This window comes from Siminovitchia fordii DSM 16014 = CIP 108821 (assembly GCF_000374565.1).
GTDB classification, from domain to species: Bacteria; Bacillota; Bacilli; order Bacillales; family Bacillaceae_C; genus Siminovitchia; species Siminovitchia fordii.
The window spans coordinates 200,277-213,327 of the sequence record NZ_KB894685.1 but is presented as its reverse complement, the minus strand read 5'-3'; the positions used below and the strand labels follow the sequence as shown (position 1 = coordinate 213,327).

Below are 13,051 nucleotides of genomic sequence, written 5' to 3'. Positions count from 1 at the left end.
TTACCTTTAATCATAAGTTCATAAGAAATATCCGGAGCCTTCGCCCATTTGGGCGGGGCTCTTTTTGTTGGACAAACACCCATTCATGACAGATGCCATAATTTATAGTGTGCAAGCAGGCTCTCAATGCATCTATTTCATAAACAGGGAGATACCTATTAAACACTTTAAGGTGAATCTGGATGACTGCCTAAATATAGGCGGGCAAGGGCTTGCAAATTAAGCACAGGAGTCCAGATGAATGCATACGATGAAATGAAAATGAATGAGGAGGTTTCGCTCGAATGGCAGAATATAGAGAAATTATAACGAAAGCGGTCGTTGCGAAAGGGCGCAAATTGACACTGTCCAATCATACGATCAACCCGCCAAACCATCCTTCGAGCATACTCGGCTGTTGGATTATCAATCATAAATATGAAGCGCGGAAAGTAGGCAAAAATGTCGAAGTCTGCGGCTCTTTTGATATTAATGTTTGGTATTCCCATCACGATAATACAAAGACATCGGTGGTGACAGAAAAGGTTGATTATAAAGACGTAATCAAACTTAAATACCGTGACCCTGATTGTCTGGATGATAAAATTGTCTCAGCCAAAGTGCTCCAACAGCCAAATTGTGTCGAAGCTGTCATATCAAAGAAAGGGAACAGGATACTCGTCAATGTGGAGAGAGAATTCCTGGTTGAAGTCATCGGGGAAACAAAGATTTGCGTCGCAATCCATCATGATAAATGCAGCTGCGATGATGATGACGATGATTGGGAAGATGAATTGGATGACAAAGAATTTGAGGAAATTGATCCGGATTTCCTTGTTGCACACGAAGAAGAAGAATAAGTATAAAGCCGGGGAGAATTCCCGGTTTTTTCTTTGAAAAGGAAGATTTAAATCGGAAAACATAATACATCATGTCTAACTTTCCGACGGGCTGGATGTCCGACGCTGGCGAGTGACACAGCACAATTCTCTAGATAGACTTCCTCATCAGGTTCACCAAGCACTTTTTCTTTATGGAAACTTCTTCTGTAATGATGGTATGATATAATCAGTCTAAGCGTTTGAATGGAAAGGAAACGGGTACATATGGGTCAGTATACACCAATGATACAGCAATATTTAAAAGTAAAGGCAGAGTACCAGGATGCCTTTTTATTTTTTCGTCTTGGAGACTTTTACGAACTTTTCTTTGAAGATGCCTTGAAAGCATCCCAGGAACTGGAAATCACATTGACAAGCAGAGATGGCGGAGCGGAAGAAAAAATCCCCATGTGTGGTGTTCCCCATCATTCTGCTGCAGGTTATATTGAGAATCTAATTCAAAAGGGCTATAAAGTGGCGATTTGTGAACAGACAGAAGATCCCAAGCATGCCAAGGGTGTTGTAAAAAGAGAAGTAGTCCAGTTGATCACTCCCGGAACAGTCATGGATGGGAAAGGCGTAGCAGCGAAAGAAAACAATTACATAGCAGCGATTGCCAATTTCAACAACCAATCATACGGGATAGCCTATACGGACATTTCGACTGGGGAGAACAGGGTAACAGTGCTGGAAGGTTCGGTTGATCTGCTTTTGGATGAATTGGGAACAATCGGGGCAAAGGAAGTCATTGCATGTCCGGATGAAGATAAAGCCCTTCTCATGAAAATTAAAGAAAGATTCCAAGCGGTTATTTCTTACGAAGAGAATTGCCATACACAGGATGAATTCAAACAAATCCTAAAGAAATTGAACGTTAAAGAGCTCCAAGAGCCGGCTCAACGGTTGCTTCACTATTTGAAAAAAACACAAAAGCGCAGTCTTGATCATTTGCAGCCATTTGCAATCTATGAAAATAACCAATTTATGAAAATAGATTTTTATTCTAAAAGAAACCTGGAAATAACGGAGCCCATTCGCGGAAAAGACAAAAAAGGGACACTGCTCTGGCTGCTGGATGAAACTTCCACTGCAATGGGGGGACGTCTGCTTAGGCAATGGCTTGACAGGCCACTGATCAGCAAATCATTGATTGAAAAGCGTCTTCTTTTAGTGGAGTTATTCATTGAGCATTATTTTGAGCGGCTTGACTTGCAGGAACTATTAAAAAGCGTCTATGATTTAGAACGGCTTGCTGGAAGAGTGGCTTTCGGTAACGCAAATGCGCGTGATTTCATCCAATTAAAAAAATCACTGGTCCAGATCCCGGCGATACGAAGCTTAATAGAAGGTATGGGAAACGATGAAACAGACAAGCTTGCCCAGGAACTTGATCCTTGTGAGGAATTGACTGATTTGCTCGAACGGGCAGTGGCGGAAAATCCGCCGATATCCGTCAAAGAAGGCGGCATCATCAAGGATGGCTACAACGAGGAATTGGATCAGTACCGCGATGCAAGCCGAAACGGCAAAAGCTGGATTGCCGCCTTGGAAAAGGATGAACGTGAAAAAACCGGTATTAAATCATTGAAAGTTGGCTACAATCGGGTATTTGGCTATTACATAGAAGTTACAAGAGCCAATGTGAAATTTCTTGAGGAAGGCCGATATGAACGAAAACAGACGTTGACGAATGCAGAAAGATTTATTACCCCTGAGTTAAAAGAAAAAGAAGCTTTGATTCTTCAGGCCGATGAAAGGTCCATTGAACTGGAATATGATTTATTTCTTGATCTCCGGGATCAAGTAAAACAATTTATTCCAAGGCTTCAAAAGACGGCAAAAATTATCAGCGAGATTGATATTTACCAAAGCTTTGCAACTGTTAGCGAGGCAAGGCATTATGTGAAGCCGGAGCTCCATTTCAACCGCGACTTGATCCTTGAAAACGGAAGACATCCGGTTGTTGAAAAAGTGATGGGTTCGCAAGAGTATGTTCCAAATAACTGTATGATGGATCCTAAAAGGGAAATGCTTCTCATTACAGGACCGAATATGTCAGGTAAAAGCACGTATATGAGACAGGTAGCCCTTACGGCAATCATGGCGCAAATCGGATGTTTTGTACCGGCGTCAACAGCAAAGCTTCCGATCTTTGATCAAATTTTTACGAGAATCGGTGCAGCAGACGATTTGATTTCGGGTCAGAGCACATTTATGGTTGAAATGCTGGAAGCAAAAAATGCCATCACTCATGCTACTAAAAACAGTTTGATATTATTCGATGAAATCGGACGCGGTACCTCTACCTATGACGGGATGGCGCTTGCCCAGGCAATCATTGAACATATTCATGACCGAATCGGTGCAAAAACCTTGTTTTCAACCCATTACCATGAGCTTACAGGATTAGATAAGCAGTTATCCCGTTTAAAAAATGTCCATGTAAGTGCAGCAGAACATCAGGGAAAGCTCGTTTTCCTTCATAAAGTAAAAGACGGAGCTGCTGATAAAAGCTATGGGATCCATGTAGCCGAACTTGCAGAATTGCCCGGGACGCTCATTCGACGTGCGGAAGAAATTTTAAGTCAACTGGAACAGTCCAATGGCAAAAAAAGTTCCGAATCTATTTTTGTAGAAGAAGTGAAAGAGCCGGTTCCAACGAATGTTTCGAATGAACAATTGGCCTTTTTCTCTGAACCTAAGGAATCAGACGTTGATAAGCATGAGAAAAAGGTTTTAAAAGAAATCGAGAGCTTAAACCTGCTCGAGATGAATCCTCTGCAAGCTTTAAATGTTCTTTTTTCGCTACAGAAAAAATTAAGGAAATAACAGGGGAGGAGCGAAATAATGCGTGAAATCATAGAGCTGGATGATTCGCTGTCCAACAAAATAGCTGCTGGTGAAGTCGTTGAACGTCCTGCCTCTGTTGTAAAAGAGCTAGTGGAGAACTCCGTTGATGCAGGCAGTACTATCATTGAAATAAATATAAAAGAGGCGGGTCTAGGCGAAATTCGTGTCATAGACAACGGCAAAGGAATCGGAGAAGAGGATACTATCTCAGCTTTTAAAAGGCATGCGACCAGTAAAATCAAAGATGAACATGATCTGTTCCGGATTCGTACTCTTGGTTTCCGCGGAGAAGCTCTTCCGAGTATCGCCTCAGTCTCACGCCTGACAATGGTTACGGCAAGGGAAGGGGAAGACGGAACAAAAGCAGTATTGGAAGGCGGAAAACTGATCAACCATGAAAAAGCTCCTTCACGAAAAGGAACAGACATCACGGTTTCCGACTTATTTTTCAATACGCCTGCACGGCTTAAGTATGTTAAGACCCTTCATACCGAAATTGGACATATTACCGACGTTGTCAACCGTCTGGCGCTGGCTCATCCGGAAGTATCCATACGCCTGAGCCATGAAGGGCGCATTCTGCTTCATACTAATGGAAGCGGAGATATAAGGCAGGTTCTGGCAGCTATCTATGGAAAAAACGTTGCGAGGGACATGATCCATGTAAGTGCCAAATCATTGGATTTTTCGGTTTCCGGGTTTATTGCCCGGCCTGAAGTTACGCGGGCATCCCGAAACTATCTTTCAACAATGATCAACGGCCGGTTTATTAAAAACTATTCACTTGTCAAAGCAGTACTTGATGGTTATCATACACTTTTGCCCATCGGGAGGTTTCCGATCGCTCTTTTATCCGTTGAAATGGATCCGATCTTAGTAGATGTCAATGTTCATCCGGCTAAATTGGAAGTCAGATTGAGCAAAGAGCAAGAATTAAAGGAATTCATCACTGAAACAGTCAAGCGGGCATTTAAAAAAGAGCAGCTGATTCCTTCCGGTGTTATGCCGACTTCCCAAAAGAAGAATGTGAGTTTCCAAGCGGAGTTCAGACTGGAGCCAGCTGAGAAACAACCGATCAAGACAGACAGAAAGCTGCCCGCGTCACCTTCTTATAAAAAAGAAAAACTGCCGTCAGCAGAAGAAATGAAGAAGCTTTACGATCCGGTAGAATATGAACCGGCTGCCCAAATATCAAAAACAAATGAAATAAACGTACAAACGATTGAAAAAAATGAAGAGCCTGAGTACGTCCATGTTGATGAAGTTGAAGAAACAACCTCTGGAAAAGAACGATTTCCCGCACTTTATCCAATTGGTCAAATGCACGGCACTTATATATTCGCACAGAATGAACTTGGTCTGTATATGATTGACCAGCACGCCGCTCAAGAAAGGATCAAATATGAATATTTCCGTGAAAAGGTCGGCAAAGTGTCGAATGACTTGCAACAACTGCTTGTTCCGTTCACATTGGAGTTCTCAGCCGATGAGTACATGAAAATCAAAGAACATAGTCAAGAGCTCCAGTCTGTAGGGGTCTTTTTGGAAGAGTTTGGAATGAACAGCTTTATTGTCAGGTCACATCCCGCATGGTTCCCAAGAGGCCAGGAACAGACAATCATTGAAGAAATGATTGAGCAGCTGCTTTCAATGAATAAGATTGATATTAAGAAGCTTCGTGAAGAAGCAGCAATCATGATGAGCTGCAAGGCTGCCATTAAGGCGAACCGCTATTTGCGTGACGATGAAATCCAGGCACTTCTGGATGAATTACGGAGGGCGGAAGATCCGTTCACCTGCCCTCACGGCAGGCCGATCATCGTACATTTTTCCATTACCGACATGGAAAAAATGTTTAAGAGAATAATGTAAAAAAACAACAACGTGAAATCCTTGATATATAAGGGTTTTACGTTGTTGTTTTTATGATCTTGTCCATATTCTTGGATCGGAACCTGAATTTCGTATCGCTTTTGAAGAGTTTTCTATTGAAGAATCTTGTAATTGGGGGTGACGTGACTATATTTATTTAAAGTAATATTAGTGTTTGAGTGTCCTAATCTTTCAGAGATCACTTTTGGATTTTCGCCAATTTCTAACATGATCGAAGCATGAGTATGTCTTAAATCGTGAAAACGAACCTGTTTTACTCCTGCAAGTTTTATATCATATAAGGATTGCTTGTGAATCGTATTAGGATTAGTCGGTTCTCCGCCAAATGAAGAAATAACGAAGTGATCATCATTTAGCTTCATACCCACTTTAAGTAGTTGTTTTTGCTTTTTAAGTTTATACGACTGTAATTCAATAATTTCTTCGGTTATGGAAATATCTCTATTTCCGCTATTTGTCTAGGGGCTTTGCATTTCTTCTTGCGAACGTATGTTCTTTTTGGTTATAAGAAAAGACCAGGAAGGGCATATTAATGATTTGAAATTTTTTCCTTTTCTTTCTGAAACTCCTCTTCTGTTAGTATCCTGCTATCTCTTAAAGATGCTAATTCTTTTAATTCCTCGACAACACTTCTGACTCCCGGATTAATTGGTTCCGGACTCGATCCTTTTTTCCCATCGTTTGTCTAACGTGGTTAATAAAACCATCGATGTCCCCGTCGTTTATTCACTTTATTTCCACTTGCAAAGAAACCTAATAGTATGCCCGATCATTCCCTTGCTTGCTTCAAAACTACTGATATTGGTATAAGGAAATGATACCGAATCGTACCCACCAAGTTTTTTAGCGTAAAAGAAGCAATTATTAAAGTGATGAATGTGAACGTATATTAAAAAGGAATTTTAATATAGATGTAGGTTGGTCACTTGAATATTATATGATTCCTATTTTAAATGATGACGAAGAGAAACAACTTGCGTCACGGTTTTACAAACTAAATAAGTACACCGGGCTAAACCATAATTATATAGTGGATAAAAGAACAAATGAATTGGTAAAAATAATTAGTGGTCAAGCGATTATGCATCAAGTTAACAAAGATTTGGACAAATTGACGGCAAAAGATTTTTTTACTAAATATGAGATTTAAAGCACCAATGCGGTGCTTTTTATTTTGTAGAAAAGGAGGTGGTCATGATTATTTAATTTTAAATCACTTTTCTTATTTTTCCACATCTGACGCATTGATCAGTATAGTAGTTAAATTTATGTTTCTTAGAAAATATACAAATTAAGGCTTTTATGCTCATTTGGTAACTCCTTAGATGTTATTTGGCTGAGTTATAAGATTACCATTTGGGGATTACAGCTAGATGACTAATAAATTAATTTAAGATGTTTATTTCATTACAAAGTCTTAGACAGAGAATTGGGAGGGGGTAAATAATGCTTGATGAGAAGCTGGATAACAAGCCTATTTGGCAAAATCACGAACAACGTATAACGGCCTTGGAAGTGACGATGACAGGGTTATCCTCAAAAATGGATAGCGTTGAAAATATGGTGAAGGAAGGCAACAACGAGCAAAAGAAAATACTCAATACCATCAATAATCGAATGAAGGAGGAGTTTTTTTATAAAAAGCTATCAAATCACGATAACAATTGGCAGATACTAGGTAAGGTTCTAGAGCGGGTGGGATTGTCTACCTGCTTTTTGAATTTATTACATCTAAACTTTAGGAGGGAAACAAAGTGGAACAGATTTTAATATTTGCAACAATCCTGGCGCCAATCATCACGGTGTTTTTTCAATTGGTCAAAAAGGTTTTTAATATCCAAGAAAGATGGACTCCATTGGTGTCCCTGGTACTTGGGATAGGCATTGGAGCAATAGCAACTTTGTTTACAGATATGGAAATTGTGTATCGACTATAGGCCGAAGCTTTCGGTGGATTTGTAATTCGGGGTGACGTGATATTTTTATGTAAAGGAGTGCCTCAATCTTTCGGAAACCATTTTTGGATTTTCACCGGTTTCTTACAAGATTGAAGCATGCGTATGACTGATCGTGGAATTGAATTCTCCTGATTTCAGCTAATTCGATGTCATAGAAAAGTTGCTGATACGAAAGGTGAAATAAATGCGTTCTTTTAGGAGGAATGAAACAGGTAATGGCAGAACAAATGACATTGACTTCAGATTTTATGTAGAGATTGAACAACATCGTTATGGAATTTTAAATGAAATGTTTTAAGTTCTTGAATCCAATGCCTTGATAAGATGTGCTATTCAGTGGGACTGCGAGCAGCCTGCAACTCCACGATCATGGAAACAGAATGTAATTTGTCGGTGTGGCAGATGAAACGATAGTGATTGCATAAAAATGTGGTGAGATTCCAAAACGCCCCCAGTTTACAAAAAAAGGGCACCAGTTTGTACCCCTCAAAAAATACCGTTAGTTACGTTTGCAATCAGTAAAAGAGATTACTTCATTTATTATTTTCTTAGCAGAAGAAAAACTTTCATCTATTGATTTGTTGAGTTCCTCCGATTGAGGATGACTTTTGTCAATCTTACCAATGATAATATTTTTCCATTGAAAATATTTTTTCACCGCTATCGCCTCCTAATAACAAGTATAAAATATGACGCTACGTTAACTTCAACAAATAATTATTTTTTAAAAAATTATGGTCTGACATAGGACACTGAATGACGCAAAAAGCGTTGTTTTGTGTCCTTTTTCTATCGCTGAAAGAAGTGAAACTGTCAACGAAGAAAGAACAATGTATGGATTGGAAACGGCAGCATCAGAAGTAAAGCAACTGGGAAGACTCAGAGACGTACTAAATATTTTCTTGTTTAGTTGTAAGAAAATATTACCACTTGAATAACAAACAAACGTTCGCATATAATAAGCGCAAACGAACGTTCGGGGTGATGATATGAAAAGCTTGTTAAAACGTGCAGCAAGGTCCAAGCAGAGACTTGAAATGATCTACATGAATAAAAACGCTCAGCTGTCACAGCGCACCATCAAAGTGATTGCTGTTACTGATTCGGCGATCAAAGCCTACTGCTATCAAAAGAGGCAATTCCGCACCTTTACATTGAGCAACATATTGTCAGTCGCCCCGATAAAGCAAAGGAGAAGAGGTGTATGTTGAAAGAGAAGGTAATTTTCCTTACCGACATGCAAAGCTTCTATGCATCAGTAGAAAAGGCCAGAGACAGTTCCCTGCAAAACAAGCCTGTGATCGTTGCCGGGGATCCGGAACGCCGTAGTGGAATTGTCCTAGCTGCATGCCCTTTAGCAAAAAAGTTCGGAATCACAACAGCTGAAACACTGGGATCGGCGTTAATAAAATGCCCCCATGTGAAAGTAGTCAGACCGCACATGCAGTTGTATATAGATATTTCAATTCAAATTAGCAAAATCATGGAGCAGTATACCGATTTAGTTGAGCCGTTTAGTATTGATGAGCAATTCATGGATGTCACTGGCAGCCAAAAGCTTTTTGGTGATCAGTTTGAAATGGCGAAAAAACTGCAGAGTACCATCCTTAACAATACAGGAGTATATGCCAGAGTAGGCATTGGGCCAAATAAGATATTGGCAAAGATGGCCTGCGATAATTTTGCAAAGAAAAATGCAGATGGTATTTTTCGGTTGGATCAAAGTAACATAGAAAAACTTTGGCAGCTGCCAGTCGGAAAAATGTTCGGGGTTGGAAGTCGGATGAAAAAACATTTAAATGGAATGGGGATCTCTACAATCGGCGGTCTTGCCAAGTTTCCATTGGAAAGACTCAAAAAGAGATGGGGCATAAATGGAGAGGTCCTTTGGCAAACAGCAAATGGCATTGATTACTCTCCCGTCACAGTGACCACGTACAATCGTCAAAAAGCAATCGGTCATCATATGACGTTGCCGAGGGATTACTCCGAGTTAAATGAAATCAAAATTGTGCTCCTGGAGCTGTGCACAGAAGTGGCACGTAGGTGCAGGAAAAAAGGGTATATGGGTGTAACCGTTTCTTGTGCCGTCAGAGGCGCTGATTTTGATTTTCCCACCGGTTTTCATCGGCAGGTCACATTACCGGTCCCAACTAATTATGATTTGGACATTTTTAATGCAGCTTTTCAATTGCTTTTAGAATTTTGGGATCGGCAGCCGATACGGAGTTTAGGGGTTAGTATGTCAAACCTGCAGCCGGCCAATAATTATCAGATTGATTTATTTGATCGGTATGCCTTAAAAGAAAGCTTGAACACAGCATTTGACACCATTTGGGATAAATATGGCCGAACGGCATTGTATAGAGCATCATCATTAACAGGAGCCGGTCAGGCTGCTGAGAGGGCGGTAAAAATAGGCGGACACTATAAATAGAGAAAAAGGGGCGTTGCATCATGGGTAATTTATCAATAAGACAGATAGAGATGATTGGAGCAATAAAGCGACATGTGGACGGAAAAGGATATCTGTCGGCCTATAGAGAATTGACTGAAATGGTAAGTGTTAAATCAGTACCATCAATATCTGGTCATTTAGACAAACCTAACGCTAAAGGTTATACCAGGAGTACATCGAACACTTACTGTAAACGGAAGTGTTTATCATGAATAAGCTCACTAAAGGCAGTAACATGCGATGGGAATCAAGCAGAATGACATTGCCCGAGCACGTTGAAAAGATTCTATCTTGGCGGGATGAACAGGGAGAGGTTCAGCAGCCTCAGCTTGATGAACAGCAATTGGAGGAAATCAATGATATTCTGTATATCGCAATTGAGTATAATAAGTCTGTTATTATTACTTTATGGAAAGAAAGGCAGTTCCAGAAAATCACGGGGAACCTCCATTTTATTGACGAGATAAATAAACAAATCCACGTGGTGGATAAGAAGGAGCAAATACATAAAATAAAATTTGATGCAATTGTTGAAGTTGAATATTCTGAATAAAATAGGCGGGGTTTTGAATATCCAAATGACTCTGATGCCATGCTTAATTCGAAAAAGTATCACCATGGATTTTAAATGTGGGGCAGTTTGGCAATGCGATAAAAGGGTGACCTTCAATCCCGATTGACCAGAACTCTAACAACCTGACCTAATTTTTCTAAACGGTATTGAAATAATTCAAAAAACTAGTTACCATTAATATTTTCATAACCCCTGAAAGATCCGATTTACATGAATAATGTCACGCGAAATAAAAATATCTATAATTTGTAACAGATTCTTTTTTAAAACAATGAAATATTTTAGTAAAGCGGTATAATGTTGGTATAGGATGCCAAGGAGTGAAAGATATGACTGCTTATATGATCATTGCCGGGATTATTGTAAGTATAGCTGCTCTTGTCGGAACGTTTCTGGTGGGAAGAGATGTTTCAAGACAAATGAAACAGTATGAAGAAGAAGGGGATACCGTCGAAAACGAATTATCGAGATCCCATGCTTACGAGAAAACATCATTAAAGTATAATATTAAAAGGCTGTCATGGATGTACGCGGCATTGATGTTTGTTGTGCTTATTGTATCCATCGGCATAGCCTATTACGGCAAATAATCAAGCATCAGTTTGGGTGCTTGATTTTTTAATCCCAATTTATTGGCAGACTGCTAGATGGGAAGATTAGGAGGAGGTACAAATCATTCTGAAGGACAACGTTTATGCCAATGCTTCTTGAAGAAGGTGCGGAGAATCAGACCGATGAGTGGGGTAACCCCAGAAATACGGCCGCCAAAGCTTCAAATAGGTCAAACACTTTGAGGTTGCCCCAGAAGGTTCTTTGGAATCCTCTATTTTACCAAGGTAACAAACCTAAAATCGGGCATAAGTTTTTTGATAACGCATACTGCATGGAATTCTCGTTCTACGACTCTTATTGCTATAATATATAAACTATTGGAAAGGGGAAAAAACCAATGGATAATTACATAATGGCTATCGATCAGGGAACAACAAGTACGAGGGCTATTCTTTTTAATAAAGATGGTGAAGTGGTCAATATATCGCAAAGAGAATTTACTCAGTATTTCCCCCATCCCGGCTGGGTGGAGCATGATGCGAATGAAATTTGGGGCTCGGTGTTGGCTGTTATCGTTTCCTGCTTGACTGAAGCGAGGGTGAACCCCTCACAGGTTGCAGGTATCGGCATTACCAATCAGAGGGAAACAACAGTCATATGGGACAAGTCTACAGGCCAGCCGATCTATAACGCAATCGTCTGGCAGTCAAGGCAAACCGAGTCCATATGCAGCGAGTTGCGTGATCGCCGGCTTGAAGACATGTTCAGAGATAAGACAGGACTGTTGATCGATCCGTATTTTTCAGCAACGAAAGTGAAATGGATACTTGATCATGTGGATGGAGCAAAGGAAAAAGCAAAGGACGGACATCTGCTGTTCGGCACTATGGACTCATGGATCATTTGGAAACTATCAGGTGGGAAGGCGCATGTAACGGATTACTCAAATGCCTCAAGGACTTTGATGTTCAATATTCACACATTGGAGTGGGATAAGGAGTTATTGGATATACTTGAAATCCCTGCTTCGATGCTTCCGGAAGTCAGGCCATCCTCTGAAATTTACAGCAGGACAGCGCCGGAGCATTTTTTTCAACAAGAAGTGGCGATTGCAGGAGCTGCAGGAGATCAACAGGCTGCATTGTTCGGTCAGGCTTGCTTCGAAACAGGAATGGCAAAAAACACTTATGGTACAGGCTGCTTCATGTTGATGAATACGGGTGAAAAGCCTGTAAAATCAAATCATGGACTGTTGACAACCATAGCTTGGGGATTGGAAGGCAAAGTGGAGTATGCGCTTGAAGGAAGCATTTTTGTCGCAGGATCTGCCATTCAATGGTTAAGGGACGGATTGAAAATGATCGATGACACTCCTTCGAGTGAACAGTATGCCATGCAGGTGGAATCTTCGGATGGGGTATATGTGGTTCCTGCATTCGTCGGACTGGGGACCCCTTATTGGGACAGTGAGGTCCGTGGTGCAGTATTCGGGTTGACAAGAGGAACTTCCAAAGAGCATTTTATCCGTGCAACTCTTGAATCACTTGCATATCAAACGAAAGATGTGCTGATGGCAATGGAGGCGGATTCGGGTATTGCCCTGAAAAAGCTTCGTGTTGATGGCGGTGCGGTAAAAAATAACTTTCTGATGCAATTTCAAAGTGATTTGCTTAGGGTTGGAGTGGAAAGACCGCAAATCAATGAAACAACAGCTTTGGGTGCAGCTTATTTGGCGGGGCTTGCTGTCGGGTTTTGGAAGGATAAAAAGGAAATCGGGTTAAGGTGGTCCTTGGATCAGGAATTCCTTCCGCACATGTCTGAAACAGAATCGATAAAATTGTATAGGGGCTGGAAAACCGCTGTCAAAGCCGCCACAGCTTTTAAGTTGTCCTGATCTGTCTATATA

General features: G+C 40.6%; 13 protein-coding genes. 11 read left to right on the top strand and 2 right to left on the bottom strand.

Features of this window, described 5'->3' with window-relative positions; all coding sequences use genetic code 11:
* Positions 1 to 284: 284 nt before the first annotated feature.
* From cotE to mutL, 3 genes are all read left to right on the top strand, one after another.
* Positions 285 to 839, top strand: a complete 555-nt coding sequence (cotE, locus tag C509_RS0101065) for an outer spore coat protein CotE (protein WP_018705040.1) — start codon at positions 285 to 287, stop codon at positions 837 to 839.
* Positions 840 to 1,085: 246 nt separating this feature from the next.
* The gene (gene mutS / locus C509_RS0101060) at positions 1,086 to 3,689 is read left to right on the top strand and encodes a DNA mismatch repair protein MutS (protein WP_018705039.1); all 2,604 of its coding nucleotides are present in this window, start codon (positions 1,086 to 1,088) and stop codon (positions 3,687 to 3,689) included.
* Between the two features lie 18 nt (positions 3,690 to 3,707).
* A complete protein-coding gene (gene mutL, locus C509_RS0101055) occupies positions 3,708 to 5,582 on the top strand; it encodes a DNA mismatch repair endonuclease MutL (protein ID WP_018705038.1) in 1,875 nt (624 codons plus the stop codon).
* Positions 5,583 to 5,695: 113 nt separating this feature from the next.
* Here the strand turns inward: mutL and C509_RS23180 are convergent, their stop codons facing one another.
* Positions 5,696 to 6,019: a tyrosine-type recombinase/integrase gene (locus tag C509_RS23180; RefSeq protein WP_281168051.1), complete on the bottom strand. Its 324-nt coding sequence runs from the start codon at positions 6,017 to 6,019 to the stop codon at positions 5,696 to 5,698.
* Positions 6,020 to 7,049: 1,030 nt separating this feature from the next.
* Between C509_RS23180 and C509_RS0101045 the strand changes: the two genes are divergently transcribed.
* Positions 7,050 to 7,373: a hypothetical protein gene (locus C509_RS0101045; protein ID WP_018705036.1), complete on the top strand. Its 324-nt coding sequence runs from the start codon at positions 7,050 to 7,052 to the stop codon at positions 7,371 to 7,373.
* Positions 7,358 to 7,540, top strand: coding sequence for a holin (locus tag C509_RS23175; RefSeq protein WP_018705035.1), 183 nt, complete (start codon positions 7,358 to 7,360; stop codon positions 7,538 to 7,540). The genes C509_RS0101045 and C509_RS23175 overlap by 16 nt, the downstream gene beginning before the upstream one ends.
* A gap of 520 nt (positions 7,541 to 8,060) precedes the next feature.
* Here the strand turns inward: C509_RS23175 and C509_RS25940 are convergent.
* Positions 8,061 to 8,219, bottom strand: a complete 159-nt coding sequence (locus C509_RS25940; RefSeq protein WP_018705034.1) for a hypothetical protein — start codon at positions 8,217 to 8,219, stop codon at positions 8,061 to 8,063.
* A 331-nt stretch (positions 8,220 to 8,550) separates the two neighbouring features.
* Between C509_RS25940 and C509_RS0101030 the strand changes: the two genes are divergently transcribed.
* From C509_RS0101030 to glpK, 6 genes are all read left to right on the top strand, one after another.
* Positions 8,551 to 8,772, top strand: a complete 222-nt coding sequence (locus C509_RS0101030) for a WYL domain-containing protein (protein ID WP_018705033.1) — start codon at positions 8,551 to 8,553, stop codon at positions 8,770 to 8,772.
* Complete coding sequence (locus C509_RS0101025) at positions 8,769 to 9,998, top strand: DNA polymerase IV (protein ID WP_026319615.1); 1,230 nt, start codon at positions 8,769 to 8,771, stop codon at positions 9,996 to 9,998. Before C509_RS0101030 ends, C509_RS0101025 begins: the two co-directional genes overlap by 4 nt.
* 20 nt (positions 9,999 to 10,018) lie before the next feature.
* Positions 10,019 to 10,231, top strand: coding sequence for a LexA family protein (locus C509_RS27410; RefSeq protein ID WP_018705031.1), 213 nt, complete (start codon positions 10,019 to 10,021; stop codon positions 10,229 to 10,231).
* Positions 10,228 to 10,572: a YolD-like family protein gene (locus C509_RS23170; protein WP_018705030.1), complete on the top strand. Its 345-nt coding sequence runs from the start codon at positions 10,228 to 10,230 to the stop codon at positions 10,570 to 10,572. The genes C509_RS27410 and C509_RS23170 overlap by 4 nt, the downstream gene beginning before the upstream one ends.
* 350 nt (positions 10,573 to 10,922) lie before the next feature.
* Positions 10,923 to 11,183: a hypothetical protein gene (locus tag C509_RS0101010; protein ID WP_018705029.1), complete on the top strand. Its 261-nt coding sequence runs from the start codon at positions 10,923 to 10,925 to the stop codon at positions 11,181 to 11,183.
* A 359-nt stretch (positions 11,184 to 11,542) separates the two neighbouring features.
* On the top strand, positions 11,543 to 13,039 hold the full coding sequence (gene glpK, locus C509_RS0101000; protein ID WP_018705027.1) for a glycerol kinase GlpK: 1,497 nt from the start codon (positions 11,543 to 11,545) through the stop codon (positions 13,037 to 13,039).
* Positions 13,040 to 13,051 lie beyond the last annotated feature (12 nt).

Coding starts and splice junctions, on each gene's coding strand:
- mutS (WP_018705039.1), top strand. CDS start 1,086: ATGGGTCAGTATACACCAATGATACAGCAATATTTAAAAGTAAAGGCA.
- C509_RS0101010 (WP_018705029.1), top strand. CDS start 10,923: ATGACTGCTTATATGATCATTGCCGGGATTATTGTAAGTATAGCTGCT.
- C509_RS0101045 (WP_018705036.1), top strand. CDS start 7,050: ATGCTTGATGAGAAGCTGGATAACAAGCCTATTTGGCAAAATCACGAA.
- cotE (WP_018705040.1), top strand. CDS start 285: ATGGCAGAATATAGAGAAATTATAACGAAAGCGGTCGTTGCGAAAGGG.
- mutL (WP_018705038.1), top strand. CDS start 3,708: ATGCGTGAAATCATAGAGCTGGATGATTCGCTGTCCAACAAAATAGCT.
- C509_RS27410 (WP_018705031.1), top strand. CDS start 10,019: ATGGGTAATTTATCAATAAGACAGATAGAGATGATTGGAGCAATAAAG.
- C509_RS23170 (WP_018705030.1), top strand. CDS start 10,228: ATGAATAAGCTCACTAAAGGCAGTAACATGCGATGGGAATCAAGCAGA.
- glpK (WP_018705027.1), top strand. CDS start 11,543: ATGGATAATTACATAATGGCTATCGATCAGGGAACAACAAGTACGAGG.
- C509_RS0101030 (WP_018705033.1), top strand. CDS start 8,551: ATGAAAAGCTTGTTAAAACGTGCAGCAAGGTCCAAGCAGAGACTTGAA.